The organism is Kytococcus aerolatus (genome assembly GCF_900187395.1).
In the GTDB taxonomy this organism is placed as follows: domain Bacteria; phylum Actinomycetota; class Actinomycetes; order Actinomycetales; family Dermatophilaceae; genus Kytococcus; species Kytococcus aerolatus.
On record NZ_FYEZ01000002.1, the window covers coordinates 447,573 to 472,026 of the forward strand.

Sequence of the window (24,454 nt, forward strand, 5' to 3'; positions counted from 1 at the left end):
GCGGCGCCCGCCACGCCGGCGGGAGCGCGGTCAGGCGGCGCAGTCGAGGCAGCGGCCGAAGATCTCGGCGGTGTGCTCGACCTCGCTGAAGCCGTGGTCCGCGGCCACCCGGGCGGTCCACGCCTCCACCTCGGGCCCGTCGATCTCCTCGGTGCGTCCGCACTCCCGGCACACCAGGTGGTGGTGGTGGCGCGGCGTCTCGCAGGCGCGGTACAGGGTCTCCCCGGCCTCGGTGACGATCGAGTCCACCTCGCCCGCCTCGTCGAAGCTCTGCAGGGCCCGGTACACGGTCGCCAGCCCGACCTTGTGGCCACCGCTCACCATCGAGGCGTGCAGCTGCTGGGCCGCCACGAAGTCCGACCGGCCGGCGAGGGCCTCCCGGATGGCGAGCTGCTGGCGCGTGCGTCGCACGGGGGACTGCGAAGTCATCGGGTCTCCTCGGGCCCCGGCGCCGGGTCAGACGCGGTGCTCGTCGTAGTGGTCGCCGTGGGGATGGTGCAGGTGGCCACCGTGACGGTAGTCGACGTGGTCGCCGTGCCGGACCATGGGGTGACCGCACTCGGGGTGGTGCTCGTGGGTGTGGTGCTCGTCGGTGTGGGAACGGCGATGGCGCCCCACCCGGGCCCGGTGCAGGGCGGCGCCGAGCAGGGCCACCAGCAGGTACAGGGCGAGGGTGACCAGGACGATCGTGCCGCCGGAGGGCAGGTCGAGCTGGTAGCTGATCGCCACCCCGCCCACCGAGGAGAGGGCCCCCAGGCCGATGGCGATGAGCCAGGCCGCGGTGAAGCCGTGCACGAGCCGCTGGGCCGCGGCGTTGGGGACCACCATGAGCGCCGACACCAGGAGCAGGCCCACCACCCGCATGGACATGACGATCGTGGCGGCCACCAGGACCGAGAGCAGCATGTTGAGGAAGGTCACCGGGAGGCCCTGCGAGCGGCTGAACAGCTCGTCCTGGGCCACCGCGAAGAGGCGGTGGCGCAGGAGGAGCACGAGCGCCACGGCGACGCCCCCGATGACGGAGAAGGTGACGAGGTCCTGGCTGGTGGTGGTGGAGATGGCGCCGAAGAGCACGTTCTGCAGGGAGGTGTCCCCTCCGGCCGCGGTGCTCGAGAGCAGCACGACGCCCAGGGCGATCCCGGCGTAGAAGAGCAGGGCGATGGCGACGTCGCTGGCCGTGTCCTCGCGGAGCCGCAGGAGCTCGATGCCGATGGCGGCCACCACGGAGACGACCAGGGCCGACCAGATCGGCTCGGTGCCCAGGAGGACGCCGATCGCCACCCCGGCCAGGGCCACGTGGCCGATCGCGTCACCGATGAGGCTCAGCCCGCGCTGGACGACGAAGATGCCGACCATCGGGGCGATGGTCCCGACCAGGAGGGCAGCGAGCAGCGCCCGGCGCATGAAGTCGTAGTCGAGCATCTGCTGGAGCTCAGCCATGTCGGAGCCCTTCCTCGTCGTGGGCGATCCGCCCGGCCTCCAGGGTGACGACCCGGTCGAGGGCGGGACGCAGGGGGCCGAGCTCGTGCGTGATGGTGACCAGCGTGTAGCCCCGGTCCACCAGTCCGCGCAGGACGTCGGCCAGCAGGGCCTGGTTGGAGACGTCCACCCCGGCGGTCGGTTCGTCGAGGATCACCAGGTCGGGCTCGTTGACGAAGGCGCGGGCGATGAGTGCGCGGCGTCGCTGCCCGCCGGAGAGCTGGGCGATGTTGTGGCCGATGCGGTCGCCCAGGCCCACGGCCTCCACCGCCTCGCGCACCCGCTCCCGGTCGGCCCGCCCGGGGTGCCGCCACCAGGGCAGGGCGGCGACCCGGCCGGCCAGCACGACCTCGCCGACGGTGGCGTGGATCCGGTCGGCCACGGTGTGGTGCTGCGGGACGTAGCCGATGCGGCTGCGATCGGTGAGCTCGTGCAGGGGGCGACCACGGAAGAGCAGCTGGCCGCCGAGGTGGTCGCTCAGGCCGAGGAGCCCCGTGACCAGGGTGGTCTTGCCGGAGCCGTTGGGTCCGGTGATGGCCAGGCTCTGGCCGCGGGGGACGACGAGGTCGACCGGGCCGACCACGCGGTGGCCGCCGTGGCCGAAGCTGGCGCCCACGAGCTCCAGGGTCGGGCTCTCCGGGAGGGTGCTCACGAGCACTCCTGGCCGGCCACGAGGACCTCCCGGTTGTGCTCCATGATCCCGAGGTAGTCCTGGGCGGGGGAGTCCTCGGTGATCCCCGCGGCGGGGTCGAGCACCTCCACCCCGGTGCCGGTCTCGGCGGCGAGGGTCTGGGCGTTGTCCTGTGGGGTGAGCGGCTCGGCGTAGATCGTGCTCACGCCGGCGTCCTCGATGAGGCGGGTCAGCTCGGCCAGGCGCTGCGGGGAGACCTCGGCCTCGTTGTTCAGCCCACTCGCGGCCAGCTGGTCCAGGCCGTAGCGGGCGGTGAACCAGCCGTAGGCCTCGTGGGCCACCACCAGGGTGTCCTGCCGGCAGGAGGAGAGGCTCTTCTCGAGCTCTTCGTCGAGTGCGGTGAGCTCCTGCACGTAGGCCCGGGCGTTCTCCCGGTAGTCCGCGGCGTGGTCGGGGTCCAGCTCGGCGAGCTCCTCGGCCAGGGCCGTCGCCGACTCGCCGTAGGTGACCGGGTCCAGCCAGTAGTGGGGGTCGACGGGCCCGTGGTCGTGCCCCTCGCCCTCGTGCCCCTCGCCCTCGTGCCCCTCGCCCTCGTGCCCCTCGCCTTCGTGCCCCTCGCCGACGCCGAGCTCGTGGGCCTTCGCCTCGAGCTCGGTGGCCTCGGCGGCGTCCCACGCGCTGTCTTGGGCCACCGCCTTGACGGCGGCGTCCACGGCGGGCTGCATCGAGCCGAGGTGGACGACCAGGTCGGCCTCCTGGACGGCCCCCGTCTGCTTCGGGCTCAGCTCGAAGTGGTGGGGGTCGGCGCCGTCCGGGGTGAGCTGCGAGACCTGGACGTGGTCCCCGCCGACCTCGCGGGCCAGGTTGGTCATCGGGTAGAAGCTCGTGGTGACCTGCAGGGCGTCCTCGCCGCCGCGGCCACCCTGCTGCGACGGGCCCCCGGCGGCCCCGCCCTCACCGTCGGTGGCCCCGCCGCAGGCGCTGAGGGTCAGGAGGAGGGCGCCGGCCAGGGCCGTGCCGCGCGGGAGGAGGGGGGCGGATGGCATGAGAGCGATTCTCACTCGCTTGCGGTCCCGCTGTCAACGTGGGCACCTGTGGGCTGCCCCACGTGGCTGCGTACCCTGTGCCCATGGCCAAGAAGACCTCCACCGTCGACACCGTCGTCTCCCTCTGCAAGCGCCGGGGCTTCGTCTTTCCCACCGGCGAGATCTACGGCGGTACCCGCTCGGCGTGGGACTACGGTCCCCTCGGCGTGGCGCTCAAGGAGAACATCAAGCGCCAGTGGTGGCGCACGATGGTCCAGAAGCGTGACGACGTCGTCGGCCTCGACTCGGCGATCATCCTGCCGCCGGCCGTGTGGGAGGCCTCTGGCCACGTGAAGACCTTCACCGACCCGCTCACCGAGTGCCTCTCCTGCCACAAGCGCTTCCGGGCCGACCACCTCCAGGAGGGCGTGGCCGAGAAGGCGCAGGCGAAGGGCAAGGAGCTGGAGCCCGACGACGTCTCCTTCGCGGACATCGGGTGCCCCGACTGCGGCACCAAGGGGGCCTGGACCGAGCCGCGTCAGTTCTCCGGCCTGCTGAAGACCTACCTGGGTGTCACCGAGGACGAGTCCGGCAAGCACTACCTGCGTCCGGAGACGGCCCAGGGCATCTTCACGCAGTTCACGAACGTCATGCAGACCAGCCGCAAGAAGCCGCCCTTCGGCATCGCCCAGATCGGCAAGTCCTTCCGCAACGAGATCACGCCGGGCAACTTCATCTTCCGCACCCGTGAGTTCGAGCAGATGGAGCTGGAGTACTTCGTGGCCCCCGAGGAGGCCCCGCAGCACTTCGATCAGTGGATCGAGACCTGCGAGCAGTGGTTCCTCGACCTGGGGATCGACCCGGAGAACATCCGCCGCTACGAGCACCCGGAGGAGAAGCTCTCCCACTACTCCGAGCGGACGATCGACCTGGAGTACCGCTTCGGCTTCTCCGGCTCGGAGTTCGGCGAGCTCATGGGTGTGGCCAATCGCACCGACTACGACCTCTCGGTGCACGCCGAGCACTCCGGCCAGGACCTCTCCTACTTCGACCAGGCCTCCGGGGAGCGCTACGTCCCCTATGTCATCGAGCCGGCCTTCGGCCTGACCCGCGCGCTCATGGCCTTCCTCATCGACGCCTACACCGAGGACGAGGCCCCCAACGCCAAGGGCGGCATGGACAAGCGTGTGGTGCTCAAGCTCGACCCGCGCCTCGCCCCGGTGAAGGTCGCCGTGCTGCCGCTGAGTCGCAACGAGCAGCTCACTCCGAAGGCCAAGGAGCTGGCCGCCGCCCTGCGCGAGCACTGGGACGTCGACTTCGACGACTCGCAGGCCATCGGCAAGCGCTACCGTCGCCAGGACGAGATCGGGACCCCCTTCTGCGTGACCGTCGACTTCGACACCCTCGAGGACCAGGCGGTGACCATCCGCGAGCGCGACACCATGCAGCAGGAGCGGGTGCCGCTGGCCGAGGTGGAGGGGTGGCTGGCGCAGCGCCTCGTCGGCTGCTGACGGATCGCCACCCAGCGACGCGAGAGGGGCCGGTCGACCACGTGGTCGACCGGCCCCTCTCGCGTGGGCACCCCCGGGGTCAGTGCAGGACGAGGCCCGCGCCCAGGCCGAGCATGATCACGCCGACGACGGTGTCCAGCACCTGCCAGGCGCGGGGGTTGGTGAAGAAGCCCGACATCTTGGCCGAGCCGAAGCCGACCGCGGAGAACCACACGATCGAGGCGCCGCAGAGCCCGACGTAGTACCACCACTTGCCCTCGGGGCCGTGGGCGTTCGCCAGGGTGCCCAGGAGGATCGTGTCGAGCCACAGGTGGGGGTTCAGCCAGGTGAGGGCCGCCATCGTGGTGAGCGCGCGGGTGAGGCCGATGCCGGACTCCCCGGCGATGCTCGTGGTCTGCGGGCGCAGGGCGCGCCGGAAGGAGCCGATGCCGAAGGTCACGAGGAAGGCCGCGCCCACCCAGCGCACCACCTCCAGCGCCGCGGGGAACTGCTCGATGACCGCGCCGATGCCCAGCACCGCCCCGCCGATGATGAGGATGTCGGAGATCGTGCAGAAGGCCACGAGGGCCGGGACGTGCTCCCGGTTCAGCCCGCGGCGCAGCAGATAGGCACCCTGCGCCCCCACGGCGGCGATGAGGCCGATGCCCGTGATGAGACCTGAGGCGATGAGGGTGAGCTGCTCCATGCCTCACACCGTAGGAACGCACCGCGCGCGAGGTCGCATCAGAATGATGAGGATTCAGCAAGCAAATGAAGCTGTGCTTCATGTCATGATCGGGCCATGGACGTCCTGGACCCGATCGGCCTGACCACCCTGCGCGCGGCCGTCCGGGAGGGGACCTTCGAGCGGGCGGCCAAGGCCCTGTCCATCACCCCGTCGGCGGTCTCGCAGCGCATGCGCGCGCTGGAGCGTGCGGTCGGATCGGTGCTCGTCACCCGCACCAAGCCGGTCCAGGCCACCCCGGACGGGGAGGTCCTCCTGGCCCTGGCCGTGCAGTGGTCCCTGCTGCGGGACGAGGCGGTGGCCCGGCTCACGGCCAGTCAGTCCGAGGAGTCCGAGGAGCACCCCCGGGTGCGCGTCTCGGTGCCGGTGGCCTGCGGGGCGGACACCCTCGGCCTGCTGCTCCTGCCGGCGATGGCGTCGGTGGAGGAACAGGTGCCGGTGAGCTTCGAGATCTTCCGCGAGGACGAGGCGCACTCGGTCGACCTGCTCCGGCAGGGACGCGTGGTCTGCGCGCTGAGCTCGGACCCCACGCCGATCCACGGTCACACCGCCGAGCCCCTGGGGACCCTCCGCTACCTGCCCCTGGCCACGCCCCGCTATCTCGAGCGTCACCTGCCCGAGGGCCCCACGCCCGAGGCGCTGGCCACCGCCCCCGTCATCGCCTTCGACCGCAAGGACGACCACCAGTACGCCTATCTCGACCGGGTGCTCCGGCACGACCTGCGGCCACCCACCACCTACGTCCCGGGCAACCGCGAGTTCGAGGAGGCCGTGCTGCTCGGGCTGGGCTGGGGGCTGGTTCCCGAGGGGCGCATGCACGCCGAGCTGGAGTCGGGCGAGCTGACCCGGATCGGGCCGGGCTACCGGGAGGTGCCGGTGGTCTGGCACCGACCGCGGCTGGCCTCCACCGTGCTGGACCTCATCGGGGAGGAGCTGGGGGAGCGCGCCCGGGAGGTGCTCCGCCCGCCCGCGGCATGGGGCGATCTGCCCCGCCGCTGAGCGGGCTGGGCCGCATCAGGCGACCAGGGCCACCCCCAGCGCGATCATGACCAGCCCGATGAGCAGGTCGAAGACCTGCCAGGCGCGCGGGCGGGCGAAGAGCGGTGCGAGTCGGGCCGAGCCGAAGCCCAGGGCGCTGAACCAGGTGACGCTGGCCGCCAGCAGGCCGGCGTAGTACCACCACCGGTCGGTCGGGCCGTGGGCGTTCGCCAGCCCGCCGAGGATGGTGATGTCGAGGTAGAGGTGCGGGTTGAGCCAGGTGAAGCCCGCCATCGTGAGCAGCGCCCGCCGCAGGCTGACCGGCTTCTCGCCCTGCCCTGCGGTCAGGGACTGGCTGGAGCGGGCCGACCGCCAGAGGCAGCTCGCCCCGTACCCGACGAGGAAGAGCGCCCCACCCCAGCGCACGAGGTCCAGCAGCGGGGGCCACCGGTGGAGCACCGCCCCGACGCCCAGGACCCCGGCCCCGATGAGCAGGATGTCGCTGAGGGAGCACAGGAGCACGAGGGGCAGGACGTGCTCGCGGCGCAACCCGCGCCGCAGGAGGTACGCGTTCTGTGCGCCGACGGCGGCGATGAGGCCGATGCCGGTGAGCCATCCGGCCAGGACGATGGGCAGGACCATCGGCGCAGCCTACGGCTCGACCCCCGTGGGAGAATCGGCGGATCATGAGTGTCACCGCCCCCGTCCTCCCGCCGCTCCGGATCGGCAACCTGACGATCGACTCACCCGTGGTCCTGGCCCCGATGGCCGGGATCACCAACCGTGCCTTCCGCCGGCTCTGCCGCGAGTACGGCTCCGAAGGGCTGGCTGCCGGGGGAGCCAGCGGGGCGAGCAGCCTGTACGTCTCGGAGATGATCACCACCCGGGCGCTGGTGGAGCGCACCCCGGTGACCATGAAGCTCGTGGAGTTCGACGCCGCGGAGAACCCCCGCTCCATCCAGCTCTACGGCGTCGACCCGGCCACCGTGCGGGCCGCCGCCCGCGACATCGTGGAGCACGACCGGGCCGACCACATCGACATGAACTTCGGGTGCCCAGTGCCCAAGGTGACCCGCAAGGGCGGGGGAGCGGCCATCCCGTGGAAGTCCACCCTCTTCCGGGACATCGTGCGCTCGGCCGTCGAGGAGGCCAGCAAGGGTGACATCCCGGTGACGGTGAAGATGCGCATCGGTATCGACGAGGAGCACCACACCCACCTGGAGGCCGGGCGCATCGCCGAGGACATGGGGGCCGCCGCGGTGGCGCTCCACGCCCGCACGGCCTCCCAAGCCTACTCCGGGCAGGCGCGCTGGGAGGAGATCGCTCGGCTCAAGGAGACGGTCACGAGCATCCCCGTGCTCGGCAACGGGGACATCTGGTCGGCCGAGGACGCGCTGCGGATGGTCGAGCAGACCGGGTGCGACGGGGTGGTCGTGGGGCGCGGCTGCCTGGGGCGGCCGTGGCTCTTCACCGACCTGGCCGCGGCCTTCGCCGGGTCCGACGAGCGGGTCACCCCGAACCTGCGGGAGGTGGCCGCGACCCTCCGCCGGCACGCGGAGTACCTCACGGAGTTCCACGAGGACGAGAACCACGCCTGCCGGGACATCCGGAAGCACATCACCTGGTACCTCAAGGGCTTCCGGGTCGGGGGCGAGATGCGTTCCCAGCTGGGGCTGGTGAACTCGCTGGCCGACCTGGACCGGCTCATCGGCACCCTCGACCTGGACCAGGAGTGGCCCGCCGAGGCCGCCGACGGCCCGCGGGGGCGCAAGGGCTCCGAGCGCCAGGTCGCCCTGCCGGAGAACTGGCTGGCCAGCCGGGAGCTCGACGAGACCTGGGCCGCCCGGATGCGGGCCGCCGAGCTCTCCGTCGACGGCGGCTGAGCGGACTCAGCGCCCCGGGGCTGAGCGGACTCAGCGCCCCGGCATCTCACCCGGCTCGGGGCCCTGCGCCCGCGGCCGCGCGGGGTCGCTGATCCAGTCGCTGAAGGACCCGGCGTAGAGGGTCGGCTCCGGGGCCTCCGGGAAGGCCTGCTGATGGGCCAGGACGAGTTGGGTGGCCGTGATGCCCGAGCCGCAGGAGGCCACCACCGGGGTGGCGGGCCCCACGCCCGCGTCGGCGAAGCGCTGCCGGAGCTCCTCGAGCGCTCGCAGGCGCCCCCGCTCGTAGAGGCTTCCGGCGGGGAGGTTGACCGCGCCGGGGACGTGCCCACCCACCGGGTCGGGGCCGAGCTCCTCGCCGCGGTAGCGCGGTGCGGGGCGGGCGTCGAGCAGCACCACACCCGGCGGGAGGCCGGCCAGGAGGTCCTCGGCGTCGACGAGGGGCAGGGTGTGCCCACCGTCCGGGTCCGTCCCGCTGTCGTCCGGGCCGGGCGGCTCCGGGGGAGGGGTGCTCGCCGCGCTCCCTGGCTCGACCGGGAGGCCCGCCTCCTGCCAGGCGTCCAGGCCACCCTCGAGCACGGAGACGTCCTGCTGGCCGGCGTCGCGCAGGACCCACCACGCGCGGGCGGCCCCGGCGCCGTGCCCGGCGTCCAGCACCACCACCGGCTGCTCACCGGGGATGCCCCGGGCGTCCAGCCAGGTGCGCACGCTGGAGGCCGCGGGGAGCGGGTGCCGCCCACCGGCTCCGTCCGGGCCCACCGGGCCGGTGAGCACCTCCTCGAGGTCCAGGAAGAGGGCCCCCGGCACGTGACCGGTCGCGAAGGCCCCGGGGTCGGCACCGCCGCCCAGGCTCCACCGGACGTCGAGCACGACCGGGCGTCCGCCGGAGTGCTGCGCGGGGGTCTCCAGCCGGGCGGCGAGCTCCTGCGGGGTGATGAACGGCGTGCTGTCCACGGGGTCCTCCACGGTCAGCCGAACTCGGCGATGCGCTGCGGGGAGCGGGTGAGCGAGGGGTCGCGCTTGACGGAGTCGCCGAGCACCTCGTCCACGCGGGCCAGGAGGTCCTCGTCCAGCTCCACCTCCAGCGCCCGCACGTTGTCGGTCACCTGCTCGGGGCGGGAGGCGCCGACGATGGCCGAGGTGATCGTCGGTTGCTGGACCACCCACTGCAGGGCGAGGTGGTGCAGGGGCATCCCGGCCTCCTCGGCCAGCTCGCGCAGGCGGGCCACCTTCTCCAGCAGCTCGTCCTTGAGCAGGTGCTGCATCATCGACTGCCCGCCGTGGGTGTCCGTCGCGCGGCTGCCCTCCGGGGCAGGACGGCCGGGGCGGTACTTGCCGGTGAGCACGCCCTGGGCCAGCGGCGACCAGACGATCTGCCCCAGCCCGAGCTCCGCGCAGGCCGGGACCACCTCCGGCTCGATGACGCGCCACAGCAGGTTGTACTGCGGTTGGTTGGAGACGAAGGGGATGCGCAGCTCGCGGGCCAGGGCGTGGCCGCGGCGGAGCTGGTCGGCCGTCCACTCGCTGACGCCCACGTAGTGGACCTTGCCGGCGTGGACGAGGTCGGCCAGCGCCTCCATCGTCTCCTCCAGCGGGGTGTCGTGGTCGTACCGGTGGAGCTGGAAGAGGTCCACGTAGTCGGTGCCCAGCCGGCGCAGGGAGCCGTGGAGGGCCTCGGTGACGTGCTTCCGGGAGAGCCCGTGGTCGTTCGGCCCGGCCTGGTCCTGCGGCGCCCCGTCGGGGCGGATCGGCCAGTAGCACTTGGTGGCGATGACCAGCCCCTCGCGCCGCTCCCCGGCCAGGGCGCGCCCGAGGACCTTCTCGGCCTCGGTGTTGGCGTAGGTGTCCGCGGTGTCGAAGGTCGTGATGCCGGCCTCGAGGGCGGCGCGCACGCACGCCTCGGCGGCGTCGGCCTCCACCTGCGAGGCATGGGTCAGCCAGTTCCCGTAGATGAGGCGCGAGACGCGCAGGCCGCTTCGTCCGAGTCGGGGGTACTCCATGCCCCCACGCTACTGCGCCCCCGAGCCGGGGCCCGAGGGCGATGACGGCGATGGCCAGCACGTAGACGAGGCTGATGACCTTCGGGGTGACGTACTTGGTGAATCCCCAGTCCGTCATCGACTCGACGAAGCCGGGGTCGACGGCGCCGCGCAGGCCGCCCCCGAAGGTCGGGCCGGCGCCCTGCGGACCGTGGTCCTGCGGGCCGGTGGGGTGGTACGGGTCGGGCTGGGGGTGCGACATGTGGGCCCCTGCGGGTCCCGCGTCGGATGCGGTCCTGGGCGGGGGTGGGTCCCCCGCCTGCATGGTGGCAGACCGGTGGAGAGCCCGGCCGGCCTCCGGGGCGGTGCGGGGTACCGTTCGTCGGGTGGACGAGAACCAGTGGCAGGAGCGCGGAACCGGGCCGGTCAGGTCGCTGGCGGGCGGAGTCGACTGGGTGCCGCCGAGCACCGACGCGCCCACCGGCGGGGCCGGGGTGGACTCCTACGCGGTGGCCGACCGTGAGCGCTGGGAGCCCGAGGACCCGGCCCAGAAGCGGGCCGACCGTGACGACTTCGCCCGCGACCGTGGCCGCGTGATCCACTCCGCCGCCCTGCGTCGGCTCTCGGCCAAGACGCAGGTGATGCAGTCCGGCATGAACGACGTGGTGCGCAACCGGCTCACCCACAGCCTCGAGGTGGCCCAGATCGGCCGGGAGATGGCCGTCTCGCTGGGGTGCAGCCCGGACGTCGTCGACACGGCCTGCCTCTCCCACGACCTGGGGCACCCGCCCTTCGGGCACAACGGTGAGGACGCCCTGGCCGATCTCGCCCACGACATCGGCGGCTTCGAGGGCAACGCCCAGTCCCTGCGGCTGCTCACCCGGCTGGAGGCCAAGCGCTTCCGGGCCGACGGGCGCAGCGTGGGTCTCAACCTGACGCGCGCCACCCTGGACGCGGTCATCAAGTACCCGTGGGTCGCCGACGACGGGCCGGAGGGCACGGCCAAGTACAACGCCTACGCCGACGATGCCGAGGTCTTCGCCTGGGTGCGCCGGGACGCCCCCGAGGCCCGCCGCCGCTGCCTGGAGGCGCAGGTGATGGACCTCGCCGACGACGTCGCCTACTCGGTGCACGACGTGGAGGACTCCATCACCTCCGGGCACCTCGACGTGCGGGCTCTCCACGACCCGGCCGAGGTCGCGGGCATCGCCGCCAACGCGGCCCGCACCTACGCCCCGGACCTGCCGGCCTCGGTCCTCGTGGGGGCCATGGAGGGACTCACCGCGCACGGGGTGATCCCGGCCCGCTACGACGGCACCCGGCGGGACCAGGCTGCCCTGAAGGACATGACCAGCCGACTCATCGGTCATCTCGTGCAGACGGCCACCGACGCCACCCGGGCGCAGCACGAGGCCGGGCACCTCACCCGCTTCGACGCCGACCTGGTGATCCCGCTGCAGGTGCAGGCCGAGATCGCCATGCTCAAGGCGGTGGCCTACACCTACATGATGAACACCGAGCACCGGCTGGAGCTCATGGCCCGCCAGCGGGAGGCGCTGCAGGAGCTGGTGGCCATGTGGACCGCCCACCCCGACCGGCTTGACCCGCAGTACCGGGAGGACCACGACGCCGCGGCCGCCGCCGGGGACACGGCCCGGGCCCGGCGTGCCGTCATCGACCAGGTGGCCTCCCTCTCCGACGGTCGGGCCTGGATGGAGCACCACCGCTGGTGCCGGCACGGTGCGGGGCACTGATGGCCGGGCTCATCCGCAGCGAGGACATCCAGCTCGTCAAGGAGAAGGCCTCCCTGGAGGAGGTGGTGCGGGAGCACGTCACCCTGCGCACCGCCGGCGTGGGCTCCCTCAAGGGGCTGTGCCCCTTCCACGACGAGAAGACCCCCAGCTTCCACGTGCGCCCTGCCGTGGGGCACTGGCACTGCTTCGGCTGCGGCGAGGGCGGGGACGTCATCGAGTTCGTCCAGCGCGTCGACCACCTGAGCTTCACCGAGGCGGTGGAGCGGCTGGCCGCCTCGGTGGGGCACGAGCTGCGCTACGAGGAGGGATCCGGGCCGCGCCGTGAGGGTGGCCTGGGCAAGCGGGCCCGCCTCGTGGAGGCCCACCGTGCGGCCGAGGAGTTCTACCACCAGGCCCTCCTCCGGGACCGGGACGCCCGTCCCGGGCGGGACTTCCTGCGCTCGAAGGGCTTCACCGGCAAGGACTCGGCCCACTTCATGGTGGGTTTCGCGCCCCGCACCGGCACCGCCCTCTACGAGCACCTGCGGGCCGGGGGGTTCACCGACGAGGAGCTCCTCACCGCCGGTCTGGCCGGGCGCAGCGGGCGCGGCATGTACGACCGCTTCCGGGGCCGCGTCATGTGGCCGATCCGGGACATCACGGGGGACACGATCGGCTTCGGGGCCCGGCGGATCTTCGAGGACGACCGGATCGCCGCCAAGTACCTCAACACCTCCGAGACCCCGATCTACACGAAGAACCAGGTGCTCTACGGCCTGGACCTGGCCAAGCGGTCGATGGCACGGGGCCGCCGGGCCGTCGTCGTGGAGGGGTACACCGACGTCATGGCGGCGCACCTCGCCGGCGTGGACGTCGCGGTGGCCACCTGCGGCACGGCCTTCGGTGCCGAGCACATCAAGGTGCTGCGGCGCATCCTGCGGGACGAGGCCGACCGTGCCCCGGCCCGGGTGGTCTTCACCTTCGACGGGGACGCCGCCGGCCAGAAGGCGGCCATGAAGGCCTTCGCCGCCGACCAGGCCTGGGCCAGCCAGTCCTACGTGGCCGTCGCCCCGGAGGGCATGGACCCCAACGACCTGCGGCTGCGCCACGGGGACCTGGCGGTCCGGCAGCTCGTCGAGGACGCCATCCCGATGTTCGAGTTCGCCGTGCGCACGTCGATCGAGCGCTACGAGCTCGGCACGCCGGAGGGGCGGGTCGGGGCGATGCGGGCGGCGGCGCCCATCATCGCCGGCATCCGGGACCGGTCACTGCAGCCGGAGTACCAGCGCACCGTGGCCGGCTGGATCGGGGTGGACGTCGACGCCCTGGCCCGGGAGGTGCGCAACGCGCCCCGGGGCGGCACGGCCGCGCAGGTCGAGCACGAGCGGGAGGCCCAGCGGCGCCGCGCCGGGGAGTCGCCGGCCGCGGAGCCCGCAGCGTCCCAGGGCCCCCCGCCGCTCCCGCCGGTGAACCCGCGGAACCCGGACCACACGGCCGAGCGGCAGCTGCTGCAGGTGGCCCTCCAGTACCCGCGGGCCGTGGTGGAGGCCGACTTCGGCAATCTCACCGCCTCGGCCTACTCGGCGCCGGCGCTCGCGCTGGTGCACGAGGCGATCCTGGCCGCGGGGGGGATCGAGCGGGCGGTGACCCTCTCCCACGGTGCCTGGGTCCAGCAGGTCCGGGACCACGCGGATCCCCGCGTGGGGGAGCTCGTCGGCGAGCTGGCCGTGGCTGACCTCCCGGTGCGGATGGTCAACGGTCTGCCGGTCGAGGGGTACGTGCGCGGCCTGGTGGCCCGGCTGCGGATCGTGGAGCTCAACAGCCGCATCGCCGGGGCGATGGGGGAGCTCACCCGCCTGGGCGACGAGGACCCCGCGCAGGCGCGTGAGCTGGCCCTGCGCCTGCAGGGCTGGCAGCGGGAGCTGCAGCTGCTCCGGGCGGCCCGCTGACCGCCAGCAGCCGCCGAGTTGGACCGATCGTCCATCGCAGTGCTATGGTTCACGCCGCTGTTCAAGCGATCCCCTGTAGCTCAATTGGCAGAGCATTCGGCTGTTAACCGGAGGGTTGTTGGTTCGAGTCCAACCGGGGGAGCCAGCAGGAAGAACGCAGAAGGCCGGTCCATGTGGACCGGCCTTCTGCGTTCCGTGGGGCGGACCCTGCCGGGAGCGGCCCCTCCCGCCGCGGGGCGTCCCTCAGTCGATCGGGCCGAGCTCCGCGTGGATGGCGAGCATCTGGGCCGTGGAGTCCTCCCAGTTGAAGCGTTCGGCCTGCTCGCGGGCCACCTCCGTGAGATCGCCGCGGGCCAGGACCTCCAGGACGGCGTCGGCGAACTGGGGCCCGGTGGAGGGCGCCACGGCACCGGCCGCTCCCACGACCTCGGCCAGGGCACCCTCGTCGGGGCAGACCACGGGCACGCCGCAGGCGAGGGCCTCCAGCGCCGCCAGCCCGAAGGTCTCCACCGGCCCGGGGGAGATGGCCAGGTCCGCCCGGCCCAGGACCTCGGCGAGCTCCTTCCGGCCGGAGATGTACTCGTGGAAGAGGGCCGGCAGGTCGGCCGCCTCGGCGCGCAGGTCGTCGCGCATCGGGCCGTGGCCGAGCACGGTGAGGTGCACGTCGTGCCCGCGCGCGATGAGCTCCCGGACGGCTGCGATGGACAGGCCGGGGTTCTTCTCCGGGGAGAGCCGACCGCAGTGCACGAGCTGGACCTGCCCCGCGGGCCGGGGACGGCCGTCCGGGGTGAGCTCGCTCGGGCCGGTGGGGGGCTGGAAGGACTCGAGGTCCACACCGAGGGTCACCACCCGGGCGTCGGCCCCGAAGCGCCGCCACTCGGCCGCGGCGTAGTGGCTGGGGCAGGCGATCCGGTCGAAGTCGGCGGCCGACTTGCCGTTGATGAAGTCCGCGGTGATCTCCGCCAGCCGCTCCGGGGTGTGCAGGCGGCGGATGAGGATGCCGGTCATGTTCTCGTGGCTCAGCATCATCGTCGGGATGCCGTGACGGCGCGCCCACGGGCCCACCCAGCGCAGCGTGGAGCGGTCGTGCACCTCGAGCCGGTCGGGCTGGAGGCCGCGCAGCAGCCGAGCCACGGGGGTGCGGGCCCACATGAGGCGGTACCCGGCGCCGGCGGGCGTGGCGGGCACGTGGTGCACCCAGCCCTGCGGCTCCAGCACCGGGGGAGTGCGCTCGGAGGTGCCCTCCTCCGGGTCCGGGATGACCAGGTGCACCTCGTGGCCCAGCTCGCGATAGCGCTCCCCCCAGTGGCGCAGGGCGGTGCGGATCCCGCCGGAGGACGGGCTCACGAAGTTGGCGACACGAACGATGCGCACGACAGGCAGTCCTCAGGTCGGGGGCGAGGCCCGCACAGACTATCCTCGCGCCCACGCCCTCGCCGAGGGTGCGGGGCCAGTAGCTCAGCCGGTCAGAGCAGCGGACTCATAATCCGTCGGTCGTGGGTTCAAGCCCCACCTGGCCCACGCGTGGCGCCCCCTCCGGCGCCGCCCGTTATCCGGGGCTCAGTGCTCGTCCCGCCCGAGCATGCCGTAGGCGACCCAGGCCACGGTGACGACGCCGGCTCCGACCGAGGCGTAGGCGCTCCAGTCGATCGCGGTGAAGCCGACCCCGTACATGATCGTGACGGCGATGGCGAGGAAGAGCAGCACACGGTTGTCCATGCCCTCATCATCGCCGGAGCGGGGCGCGGGTGCCCATGACCGGAGTCATGTCCGGCGGACCGGCCCCGGGGCGCCTTCGGCTTGGCAACCCTTGACCGATGGTGCAGACTGAGCCCACAACCGCACAGCAGCACCGGGAACAGACCGCGGATCGACGCGTAGGGGAAGACGTCGCCGATCACAGGAGGATCTGATGTCCGGGACGACTGCGCGTTCGCAGACCCGCGGCGTGGTGTTCGTGCACTCCACGCCCACTGCCCTGTGCCCCCACATCGAGTGGGCGCTGCAGGGGGTGTTCGGGCCCCATGCCCGTCCGCCGGCCACCGCCTCGCGACTGCAGTGGATCCCGCAGCCGGCCCAGCCCGGGACCGTGCGGGGGGAGCTGAGCTGGCACGGCCTGGCCGGGACGGGTGCAGCCGTGGCGACGCGGCTGCGCACCTTCGATGGCATCCGCTACGAGGTCACCGAGGACGCCACCCCGGGCCACGACGGCTCCCGCTGGTCGCACACCCCGGCCCTGGGCATCCACCACACCGCCACGAACGCGGTGGGGGACGCGATGATCCACGAGAACCGCCTCCGCGCGCTCGTCGAGGCCAGTCGCGGTGACGCCCGCGCGCTGGCCGACGGGATCGACCGGCTGCTGGGCACCGCGTGGGACGCCGAGCTCGACGTGTACCGCCACGCCGGCGAGGACGCCCCCGTCCGCCATCTCCACGCGGCGGGCTGAGCAGCCCGTCCCTCCCGGCACGGGCTGCGGCGTCCGCGCGTCAGTCGGCAGTCCGGTGCGCGTCAGAGCGGGATGTTCCCGTGCCGTCCCCGCCGCTGCGGTGCTTCCGCCAGGGCGGTGGCGATCGCGGAGCGGGTGACCGACGGCTCGACGACCTCGTCCACCACGCCGATCTCCTTGCCGCGCTCCAGGCCGCCGGAGAGCACGGCGTGCTCGGCGGCCAGCTCCTCCTCGACCTGTGCCCGCTCGGCCTCGTCGACCTCGGCGAGCTTGCGGCGGTGGAGGATCCGGATGGCGGCCACGTGGCCCATCACGGCCATCTCGGCCGCCGGCCAGGCGAACACCTTGGTGGCGCCCAGGGCGCGGGAGTTCATGGCGATGTACGCCCCGCCGTAGGTCTTCCGGGTCACGAGCGTCACCCGGGGGACGACCGCCTCGGCGAAGGCGTGCAGCAGCTTGGCGCCGCGGCGCACCACGCCGTCCCACTCCTGGCCCACGCCCGGCAGGTAGCCGGGCACGTCCACGAGGACCACCAGCGGCACGCCGAAGGCGTCGCAGAGCCGCACGAAGCGCGCGGCCTTCTCCGCGGAGGAGGAGTCCAGGCAGCCCCCCAGGCGCATCGGGTTGTTCGCGATGACGCCGACGGTGCGGCCGCCCACGCGACCCAGCACGGTGAGGATGTTCGGTGCCCACTTCGGGTGGAGCTCCACGGAGTCCTCCGGCAGGACCACGGCCATCGGGTTGACCTCGTCCCCGGCGCCCGGGCCGTCGAGCAGGTCGGCCACGAGCGGGTGCACGTCGTAGGCGCGCTTGGGGGAGCTCGGGAAGGTGGCTACCAGGTCGCGGTCGGTGACCGCTTCCAGGTCGAGCTCGCCCTGGGCGCCGAGGAGGGTGCACAGGGTGCGGGTGCGCTCGAAGGCCTCGTCCTCGGTCTCGGTCACCACGTGGACGACGCCGGAGCGGCGGCCGTGCGGCTCCGGGCCGCCCAGCCGCAGGGCGTCGACCTGCTCACCGGTGACGCTGCGGACCACGTCCGGCCCGGTGACGAAGACCCGCCCCTCGGGGCCGAGGACGACCAGGTCGGTCAGCGCGGGGCCGTAGGCGGCGCCACCGGCCGCGGGGCCGAGCACGAGGGAGATCTGCGGGATGCGCCCGGAGGCGCGGGTCATGATGGCGAAGACCTCGCCCACCGCGTGGAGGGAGACGACGCCCTCGGCGAGCCGGGCGCCCCCGGAGTGCCACAGACCGACGATCGGGCACTCCAGCTCCAGTGCCAGCTCGTAGGCCTCCACGACGATCCGGCAGCCCTCGACGCCCATGGCGCCGCCCTGGACGGTGGGGTCGGCCGCGAAGACGACGACCTCGGTGCCGTCCACCCGTCCGCGGGCGGAGGCCATGCCCTCGTCGCCCCAGGGCTGGAGCAGGGTGCAGGCCCCCTCGTCGAGGAAGCGCTCGAGGCGCTTCACGGGGTTGCGCGGGTCCTGGTCCCGCGGCGGCCGGGCGGCGCTCACTGCACGGTCCCGAAGGCGACGGCGACGTTGTGGCCACCGAAGCCGAAGGAGTTGTTGAGGACGACCAGGTCGCCCTCGGCAGGCAGCTGACGGTGCTCGTCGCGGACCACGTCGAGGTCGATCGCCGGGTCGAGCTCCTCGATGTTGCGGGTCGCCGGCGCCAGCCGGTGGTGGGCCGCCAGCACCGAGAGGACGGACTCCAGCGCACCGGCACCACCGAGGAGGTGACCGGTCTGAGACTTGGTGCCGGAGACGGCCACCTCGTCGGCGGCGGCCCCGAGCGCGCGGCGGATCGCCTTCGCCTCGGCCACGTCGCCGACCGGGGTGCTCGTGGCGTGGGCGTTGACGTGGGCCACGTCGGAGGCCTCGATCCCGGCGTCCTGCAGGGCCAGCGTCATCGCCCCGGCCGCCCCGGTGCCCTCGGGCTCGGGGGCGGCGATGTGGTGGGAGTCGGAGGTCATGCCGGCACCCAGCACGCGGGCGTAGACCCGGGTGCCTCGGGCCGCGGCGTGCTCCGCGCTCTCCAGGACCAGCGAGGCGCCACCCTCGCCGAGGACGAAGCCGTCGCGGCCGAGGTCGTACGGCCGGGAGGCCGTCTTCGGTGAGTCGTTGCGGGTGGAGAGGGCCTGCATCTGCGAGAAGCCGGCCATCGGCATCGGGTGGATGCAGCTCTCCGAGCCGCCCACGACGACGACGTCGGCCTCACCGCGACGGAGGATCTCCAGCCCGGTGGCCACCGCCTCCGCACCGGAGGCGCAGGCGCTCACCGGGGTGCGGGAGGCTCCCCGGGCGCCCAGCGCCAGGGAGATCGCGGCGGCCCCGGCGTTCGGCATGAGCATCGGGACGGTGAGCGGGGAGACCCGGCGGACGCCCTTCTCCTTGAGCACGTCCCACTGGTCCATCACCGTCACCACGCCACCGATGCCGGTGCCCATGACGACGGCGAGGCGGGTCGGGTCGACCTCGGGCTCACCCGCGTCGGCCCACGCCTCCTGGGCGGGGATGAGGCCCATCTGGGCGGTGCGGTCCATCCGCTTGACCTGCACGCGGGAGAGGACCGACTCGACATCGGTCCGCACCTGTGCGGCGAAGGTCACGGGCAGCCCGTACTGGTCAGCCCACTCGGGGGGCAGCGGGGCGGCGCCGGACTCCCCGGCGAGCAGTGCTTCCCAGGTCTGCGGAGCGGTCGCACCCAACGGGGTGATCGCGCCGAGACCGGTGACGACGACGTCGGTCATGGTTCCTCCGGAAGTCAGGGGAGGGGCCGGGCGTTCTGCAGAGGCCGCCCGGCCCCAGGGGGGTGGCCTCAGGCCTGGTGGTTCTTGATGTAGCTGACGGCGTCGGCCACGGTGTTCAGGTTGCCCATCTCCTCGTCGGGGATGGCCACACCGGTCTTCTCCTCGACGTTGACCAGGATGGTCATCATCGAGAGCGAGTCGATGTCGAGGTCGCCGGCGAAGGACTTCTCCGCGGTCACCTCGGCCGGCTCGATGCCGGTCTCCTCGCTGACGACCTCGGCGAGGACCTGCAGGATCTGCTCATCGGTCTGCTGAGCCATGTGTTTCCTCCTGTTCGGGGCCCTGATCGGCCCACTGGTGGTGACGACACGGACGTGTCGCCGCTTCTCCCCGGGAACGACCCGCCGGGGACCGGGTGGTCAGGGGAGGCGCACGACCTGGGCGGCGTACGCCAGACCGGCACCGAAGCCGATCTGCAGGGCCAGCCCGCCGGAGGGGGCGGAGCCCTCGGTGAGCATTCGCTCGGTGGCCAGCGGCACCGAGGCCGCCGAGGTGTTGCCGGAGAAGCGGATGTCGTCCGCCACCGGCAGGTCGGCCGCCAGACCCAGCTGCTTCACCATCTCGGAGGTGATGCGGGCGTTGGCCTGGTGGGGGATGAAGGCGTCGAGCTCGTCGGCCGTGATGCCCGCGAGCTCCAGCGCCCGGCGGGCCACGGGTGCCATGTCCCAGGCCGCCCAGCGGAAGACCTGGCGGCCCTCCATGGCGACCGTCTGGTCCTCGCCGAACCGGATGAGCTCCCACTTGTCACCCCGGGACCCCCAGGCGACCGGAGCGATCCCGGAGATCTCGGAGAGGCTCACCACGGCAGCACCGGCGCCGTCCCCGAAGATGAAGGCGGTGCCGCGGTCGGTGGGGTCCAGGAACTGCGAGAGGTGCTCGGCGCCGACCACCAGCACGTGGTCGGCGGTACCGGCGGTCACCAGGTCGTTGGCCAGCGCGATCCCGTAGCAGTACCCGGCGCAGGCGGCCGAGATGTCGAACGCGGCGCAGGTGGCGCCGAGCGCCTCGGCCACCCGCGGGGCGATCGCCGGCATCCGGTCGGGCGCCGAGACGGTCGCCACGAGGACGGCGCCGATCTGGTCGGCGGTGACCTCGGCCCGGTCCATCGCCCGGCCGGCGGCGGAGACCGACATCGAGAGCAGGGTCTCGTCCGGTCCGACCCAGCGGCGCTCCTCGATCCCGGTCCGCTGGCGGATCCACTCGTCGCTGGAGTCGATCGCGGCGACGAGCTCGTCGTTGGGGACGACCCGGCTGCCCCGGTGGGTGCCGAGGCCGGCGATGCGGGCGGCGCGGCCGGTGCTCGCCGGGCGCAGGTCGGTCGGCATCAGGCGTCCTCGGTGGGGTGGAGCCGGACCAGCGGCTGACCGGGGGCGACCGGGTCGCCGTCCTCCACCAGCCACTCCACCACCTGACCGGCGTGGACGGCCGTGACCGCCAGGTTCTCCCGGAGGGTGCTCACGGCAGCCAGCCGGTCCCCGGTGGCGACGGTGCGACCGGCCCGCGGCGAGTCGGCCAGGGAGACGGTGCCCTTGCCGGGGGAGACGAGCATGCGCCAGGTCGGGTGGTCGGTGCCCTGGGTGGCCGTCTCGCCGTGCTCACGGATGAGGCGACGGGCCTCGGCGAGGTCGTCGGGGGTCTTCAGGGCCAGGGCCTCGACCCCCTTGAGGTGCTTCTTGACCAGGCCGGTCAGGGTGCCGGCCGGCGGGATCTCGATGACGGCGGTGACGCCCATGTCGGCCAGCGTGTCCATGCACGCGTCCCAGCGGACGGGGTTGGACACCTGCGAGACGAGGCGGTCGAGCACCTCCTGGCCGGAGCGGATGACGTCCCCCTCCCGGTTGGACACGAGGTCCAGGCGGGCGTCGCGGGTGGTCATGGCCCGGGAGTACCCGGCCAGGGTGTCCACGGCGGGAGCCATGTGGTGGGTGTGGAAGGCGCCGGCGACCTGGAGCGGGATGACCCGGGCCCGTGCCGGCGGGTTCTCGCCGAGGGCGGCCAGCTGCTCGCTGGTGCCGGCGGCGACGATCTGCTTGGCCCCGTTGCGATTGGCCGGGGTGCAGCCGGCGGCGGCGATGGCAGCGAGGACCTCGCCCTCGTCACCCCCCACGACGGCGCTCATGCCGGTGGGGGTGACGGCGCTGGCGCCTGCCATCAGGCGGCCCCTCTCGCGGACGAAGACCATGGCCTGCTCGGCGCTCAGCACCCCGGCACCCACGGCGGCGGTGATCTCCCCGACGCTGTGGCCGGCCCCGGCACGGATCAGCCCGAAGGCCTCCGCGGGGTGCTCGAAGAGCGCCAGGAAGCTCACGAGCCCGGAGGCCACGATGAGCGGCTGGGCGACCGCGGTGTCGCGGATGGTGTCGGCGTCCGAGGTGGTCCCGTGCGCGACGAGATCCATCCCGGCGCACGCTCCGAGCCACTCCATGCGGTCGGCGAAACCGGGCAGCTCGAGCCACGGGGCGAGGAAACCGGGAACCTGGGAGCCCTGTCCAGGGCAGACGATGGCAAGCACGGACCCACTCTGCGGGCAGAAGGCGTCGGGTGCCGTGGTGGCGCACGACGGAGGACTCGACGGAACTCTGGAGGATTCCTCCAAAGAGGGGGCGGCGCCGGGTCAGTGCGCCCCGTGGACCGCGCTGCGCCAGCCGCTGTCGCGGGGTGTGTCGATGCGGTGGACGGCCAGGGCGGTGCGCAGCACCCACCGGTCCCGGGAGTCCGCGAGGCGCAGTGCCACGAGCTCCTCGATCCGGCCCAGGCGGTAGCGGACGGTGTTGACGTGGACGAAGAGCTCGCGGGCGCTGGCCTCCAGGGCACCGCCGTGGGCGAGGACCGTCTCGGCGGTGGCCAGCAGGTCACGGCCGGCCTCCTGCAGCGGGCGCACGACGAGCCGAACCAGCTCCCGGCGGGCCGCCTCGTCCCCGGCCAGCACCCGTTCGGGCAGCAGCTCGGAGGCCAGCAGCACGGTGGGCGCCCCCGGCCAGGCACGGCTGGCCGCCCAGCCCGACAGGGCAGCCCGCGCGGAACGCCCTCCGGCGAAGAGGTGGGGGACCACGGGGCCGACCACGACCGGACCGGCGTCGAGGACGGTGGCCAGCACCTCACCGGCTGCCCGGGGGTCCTCCACCTCCGCCAGGACGACCACGTAGCGCCCGGAGTTCAGGGTGACCAGGGCCTCCAGACGGGCCTTCTGGCAGGCGCTGCGGACGGCGCGCACGACCTCGGGCTCGGTGAGACCGTCCCGCGGTGCGCCGACCGCCACGGCGACCTGCTCGGCATCGCCCCAGCCCAGGGCGGCGGCCCGGGAGTGGACGTCCTCGGTGGCCTCGCCGCGCAGCACGGCGTCGACGACCAGGGACTCCAGCCGGGCGTCCCAGGAGCCCCGGGCCTCTGCGGCCCGGGCGTACACGTGGGCGGCGGCGAAGGCGGTGTCGCGGGAGAAACGGAGGGTGGCCACCAGCAGGCGGTCCCGCTCCCGCTCCTCGTCGGCCAGCTGGGGGACCGCGTCCTCCACGGCCCGGACCGTCACCCGCACCAGCTCGATCGTCTGCTCCAGGCTGAGCGCCCGGGTGAGCTCCGGCGGGGCGTCGGCGAAGACCGTGGTGGCCCGGTCGCTCTCGCGCTCGTCGGCCAGCCAGTCGCGGAAGCCGCGGATGCCGGCCTCGGCCACGAGGGCCACCGAGGCCCGGTGCTCGGCGGCCAGCTCGCGGTACCACTCGTGCCGCTCCATCGCGGCCAGGGCGGTGTGCGCCAGCACACCCACCTGCTCCCCGAGGCGGGTCAGGGTCCGGTCGCCCACGGCTGCGTCGGTCATGGGAAGACTGTAGGCGCGGGATGTCGGATCACGACTAGAACCCCGGCCCGCCGCCGCGGGGCGGGGAGGGCACCGACCCGGAGCAGTGTTCACCGGATGTTCAGCCGCCGACCACCGCATGCTCCCCGGATGGTTCGCCGCCGTTTCGCCGCGGGTGATCACCTGACCCCCATGAACACCATCACGCGCACTGCCGCCACCTCCCTCCTCGGCCTGGTCTCCGTCGGCCTGGTCGCCCCCTCCGCCGTCGCCGCCCCGGCCCCGGCCCCCTCCGAGTCCGAGCACCCGGTCCTCACCGCCGAGAAGCCCTGGGTCATCGGCCACCGCGGCGCCTCCGGCCACCGCCCCGAGCACACCCTCGAGGCCTACGAGCTCGCCGTCCGCATGGGCGCCGACATCATGGAGCCGGACCTCGTGAGCACCAAGGACGGGGTGCTGGTCGCCCGTCACGAGAACGAGATCTCGGGCACCACCGACGTCGCCGACCGTCCTGAGTTCGCCGACCGGAAGACCACGAAGACCATCGACGGCGCGGAGCTCACCGGATGGTTCACCGAGGACTTCACCCTGGCCGAGCTCAAGACCCTCCGTGCCAAGGAGCGCATCCCGGAGGTGCGCCCGGGCAACACGCAGTACGACGGCCTGTACGAGGTCCCCACCTTCGCCGAGGTCATCGAGCTGCGCGAGCGCCTCTCCGCCGAGACCGGCCGCGAGATCGGCATCATCCCGGAGATCAAGCACCCCAGCTACTTCGACGGCATCGGCCTGTCCATGGAGGAGTCCGTGGTGGCCCAGCTCGAGGAGGCCGATCTCAACCACGCCGACGCCCCGGTGATGATCCAGAGCTTCGAGGTGCAGAACCTGCTGGACCTCAACCGCAACCTGGACGCCGAGGTGCCGCTGGTCTTCCTCGCCTGGTACGAGGGCAAGCCCTGGGACCACGAGGCCGGCGGTGACCCCCGCACCTATGCCGACCTGATGACCGCCGAGGGTCTGCAGGAGCTCTCGAAGGATGTCGACGCGATCGGTCCGGAGGCCACGATGGTCGTCCCGGTCGCCGAGGACGGCACCCTCCAGGAGCCCACCTCGCTGGTGCAGGACGCCCACGCCGCTGGTCTGCTCGTGACCCCCTACACCCTCCGCGCCGAGAACAACTTCCTGCCGGCCTCGCTGCAGAGCTCGGAGGACCCCGCCGAGCACGGTGACATGACGACCCTCGTCCACGCCCACCTGGACGCCGGCGTGGACGGCGTGTTCTCCGACCACCCCGCCGCCGCCGTGGAGGCGCGCACCAGCTGGGCCGGCGAGAACCCCGTCATCGACACCGGTGTGCAGGCCGACTCGCACCGCGGTCAGGCCCTGGCCGCCGGTGCCGCCCTGCTCCTCACGGGCTCCCTGCTGGTGCGTCGGACCGCTCGCCGCGCCTGAGGGCGCAGCGCACCCGGCGCACAACGACGAGGGGCGCCCCCGGCCACGGCCGGGGGCGCCCCTCGTCG

23 protein-coding genes and 2 tRNA genes are annotated in these 24,454 nt (G+C 73.2%); 9 read left to right on the forward strand and 16 right to left on the reverse strand.

Annotated features, from left to right (window positions below; translation table 11 throughout):
- Positions 1-30 precede the first annotated feature (30 nt).
- Genes CFT82_RS09130 through CFT82_RS09145 form a run of 4 tightly spaced genes read right to left on the reverse strand, consistent with a single transcriptional unit; the run spans position 31 to position 3,156 of the window.
- Positions 31-429 carry a Fur family transcriptional regulator gene (locus CFT82_RS09130; RefSeq protein WP_088818753.1) on the reverse strand — a complete coding sequence of 133 codons (399 nt, stop codon included), beginning with the start codon at positions 427-429 and terminating at the stop codon, positions 31-33.
- Positions 430-456: 27 nt separating this feature from the next.
- Positions 457-1,440, reverse strand: coding sequence for a metal ABC transporter permease (locus CFT82_RS09135; protein WP_088818754.1), 984 nt, complete (start codon positions 1,438-1,440; stop codon positions 457-459).
- The gene (locus CFT82_RS09140) at positions 1,433-2,131 is read right to left on the reverse strand and encodes a metal ABC transporter ATP-binding protein (protein ID WP_088818756.1); all 699 of its coding nucleotides are present in this window, start codon (positions 2,129-2,131) and stop codon (positions 1,433-1,435) included. The genes CFT82_RS09135 and CFT82_RS09140 overlap by 8 nt, the downstream gene beginning before the upstream one ends.
- Entirely contained in the window at positions 2,128-3,156 is a 1,029-nt protein-coding gene (locus tag CFT82_RS09145) for a metal ABC transporter substrate-binding protein (RefSeq protein WP_088818758.1), read from the reverse strand. The genes CFT82_RS09140 and CFT82_RS09145 overlap by 4 nt, the downstream gene beginning before the upstream one ends.
- An 83-nt stretch (positions 3,157-3,239) precedes the next feature.
- Between CFT82_RS09145 and CFT82_RS09150 the strand changes: the two genes are divergently transcribed.
- Positions 3,240-4,646, forward strand: a complete 1,407-nt coding sequence (locus CFT82_RS09150; RefSeq protein WP_088818760.1) for a glycine--tRNA ligase — start codon at positions 3,240-3,242, stop codon at positions 4,644-4,646.
- A gap of 79 nt (positions 4,647-4,725) precedes the next feature.
- Here CFT82_RS09150 and CFT82_RS09155 read toward each other — a convergent pair whose 3' ends face one another.
- Complete coding sequence (locus CFT82_RS09155) at positions 4,726-5,331, reverse strand: LysE/ArgO family amino acid transporter (RefSeq protein WP_088818761.1); 606 nt, start codon at positions 5,329-5,331, stop codon at positions 4,726-4,728.
- Between the two features lie 96 nt (positions 5,332-5,427).
- On the opposite strand from CFT82_RS09155, the gene CFT82_RS09160 reads away from it, so the two are divergent.
- Entirely contained in the window at positions 5,428-6,369 is a 942-nt protein-coding gene (locus tag CFT82_RS09160; RefSeq protein WP_088818762.1) for an ArgP/LysG family DNA-binding transcriptional regulator, read from the forward strand.
- A 15-nt stretch (positions 6,370-6,384) separates the two neighbouring features.
- On the opposite strand, the gene CFT82_RS09165 is transcribed toward CFT82_RS09160, so the two are convergent.
- Positions 6,385-6,990, reverse strand: a complete 606-nt coding sequence (locus CFT82_RS09165) for a LysE/ArgO family amino acid transporter (protein WP_088818764.1) — start codon at positions 6,988-6,990, stop codon at positions 6,385-6,387.
- 44 nt (positions 6,991-7,034) lie between these two features.
- Between CFT82_RS09165 and dusB the strand changes: the two genes are divergently transcribed.
- Positions 7,035-8,231: a tRNA dihydrouridine synthase DusB gene (gene dusB / locus CFT82_RS09170; protein ID WP_088818766.1), complete on the forward strand. Its 1,197-nt coding sequence runs from the start codon at positions 7,035-7,037 to the stop codon at positions 8,229-8,231.
- Positions 8,232-8,261: 30 nt separating this feature from the next.
- Here the strand turns inward: dusB and CFT82_RS09175 are convergent, their stop codons facing one another.
- Together CFT82_RS09175 and CFT82_RS09180 are read right to left on the reverse strand one after the other, a co-directional pair.
- Entirely contained in the window at positions 8,262-9,182 is a 921-nt protein-coding gene (locus tag CFT82_RS09175; RefSeq protein ID WP_088818873.1) for a sulfurtransferase, read from the reverse strand.
- A 14-nt stretch (positions 9,183-9,196) separates the two neighbouring features.
- Complete coding sequence (locus tag CFT82_RS09180; RefSeq protein WP_088818767.1) at positions 9,197-10,228, reverse strand: aldo/keto reductase family protein; 1,032 nt, start codon at positions 10,226-10,228, stop codon at positions 9,197-9,199.
- Positions 10,229-10,593: 365 nt separating this feature from the next.
- On the opposite strand from CFT82_RS09180, the gene CFT82_RS09185 reads away from it, so the two are divergent.
- The 3 genes from CFT82_RS09185 to CFT82_RS09195 all read left to right on the forward strand — a co-directional run bounded on the left by CFT82_RS09185 (position 10,594) and on the right by CFT82_RS09195 (position 14,034).
- The gene (locus CFT82_RS09185) at positions 10,594-11,961 is read left to right on the forward strand and encodes a deoxyguanosinetriphosphate triphosphohydrolase (protein ID WP_327078689.1); all 1,368 of its coding nucleotides are present in this window, start codon (positions 10,594-10,596) and stop codon (positions 11,959-11,961) included.
- Positions 11,961-13,889, forward strand: coding sequence for a DNA primase (dnaG, locus tag CFT82_RS09190; protein WP_088818771.1), 1,929 nt, complete (start codon positions 11,961-11,963; stop codon positions 13,887-13,889). The genes CFT82_RS09185 and dnaG overlap by 1 nt, the downstream gene beginning before the upstream one ends.
- Before the next feature lie 69 nt (positions 13,890-13,958).
- Positions 13,959-14,034: transfer RNA gene (locus CFT82_RS09195), tRNA-Asn, on the forward strand.
- A 98-nt stretch (positions 14,035-14,132) separates the two neighbouring features.
- On the opposite strand, the gene CFT82_RS09200 is transcribed toward CFT82_RS09195, so the two are convergent.
- The gene (locus CFT82_RS09200; protein ID WP_088818772.1) at positions 14,133-15,263 is read right to left on the reverse strand and encodes a glycosyltransferase; all 1,131 of its coding nucleotides are present in this window, start codon (positions 15,261-15,263) and stop codon (positions 14,133-14,135) included.
- A 73-nt stretch (positions 15,264-15,336) separates the two neighbouring features.
- Between CFT82_RS09200 and CFT82_RS09205 the strand changes: the two genes are divergently transcribed.
- Positions 15,337-15,410, forward strand: a tRNA-Ile gene (locus CFT82_RS09205).
- A gap of 39 nt (positions 15,411-15,449) precedes the next feature.
- Here the strand turns inward: CFT82_RS09205 and CFT82_RS11905 are convergent.
- The gene (locus CFT82_RS11905; RefSeq protein ID WP_200815109.1) at positions 15,450-15,608 is read right to left on the reverse strand and encodes a hypothetical protein; all 159 of its coding nucleotides are present in this window, start codon (positions 15,606-15,608) and stop codon (positions 15,450-15,452) included.
- Between the two features lie 193 nt (positions 15,609-15,801).
- On the opposite strand from CFT82_RS11905, the gene CFT82_RS09210 reads away from it, so the two are divergent.
- Positions 15,802-16,338 carry a DUF3145 family protein gene (locus CFT82_RS09210; protein WP_088818774.1) on the forward strand — a complete coding sequence of 179 codons (537 nt, stop codon included), beginning with the start codon at positions 15,802-15,804 and terminating at the stop codon, positions 16,336-16,338.
- 62 nt (positions 16,339-16,400) lie between these two features.
- Here CFT82_RS09210 and CFT82_RS09215 read toward each other — a convergent pair whose 3' ends face one another.
- The 6 genes from CFT82_RS09215 to CFT82_RS09240 form a co-directional block, all read right to left on the reverse strand.
- A complete protein-coding gene (locus CFT82_RS09215) occupies positions 16,401-17,849 on the reverse strand; it encodes an acyl-CoA carboxylase subunit beta (RefSeq protein ID WP_088818776.1) in 1,449 nt (482 codons plus the stop codon).
- Entirely contained in the window at positions 17,846-19,087 is a 1,242-nt protein-coding gene (locus CFT82_RS09220) for a beta-ketoacyl-[acyl-carrier-protein] synthase family protein (protein WP_088818778.1), read from the reverse strand. The genes CFT82_RS09215 and CFT82_RS09220 overlap by 4 nt, the downstream gene beginning before the upstream one ends.
- A 68-nt stretch (positions 19,088-19,155) precedes the next feature.
- Positions 19,156-19,407, reverse strand: coding sequence for an acyl carrier protein (locus tag CFT82_RS09225; RefSeq protein WP_088818779.1), 252 nt, complete (start codon positions 19,405-19,407; stop codon positions 19,156-19,158).
- A 99-nt stretch (positions 19,408-19,506) separates the two neighbouring features.
- Positions 19,507-20,472 (reverse strand): beta-ketoacyl-ACP synthase III, encoded by a 966-nt coding sequence (locus tag CFT82_RS09230; protein WP_088818781.1) that lies wholly within the window; start codon positions 20,470-20,472, stop codon positions 19,507-19,509.
- Entirely contained in the window at positions 20,472-21,659 is a 1,188-nt protein-coding gene (locus CFT82_RS09235) for an acyltransferase domain-containing protein (protein ID WP_088818783.1), read from the reverse strand. Before CFT82_RS09235 ends, CFT82_RS09230 begins: the two co-directional genes overlap by 1 nt.
- 102 nt (positions 21,660-21,761) lie before the next feature.
- Positions 21,762-22,958: a PucR family transcriptional regulator gene (locus tag CFT82_RS09240; protein WP_088818785.1), complete on the reverse strand. Its 1,197-nt coding sequence runs from the start codon at positions 22,956-22,958 to the stop codon at positions 21,762-21,764.
- A gap of 171 nt (positions 22,959-23,129) precedes the next feature.
- Between CFT82_RS09240 and CFT82_RS09245 the strand changes: the two genes are divergently transcribed.
- Complete coding sequence (locus CFT82_RS09245; RefSeq protein WP_088818786.1) at positions 23,130-24,386, forward strand: glycerophosphodiester phosphodiesterase; 1,257 nt, start codon at positions 23,130-23,132, stop codon at positions 24,384-24,386.
- The last annotated feature ends 68 nt before the right edge of the window (positions 24,387-24,454 follow it).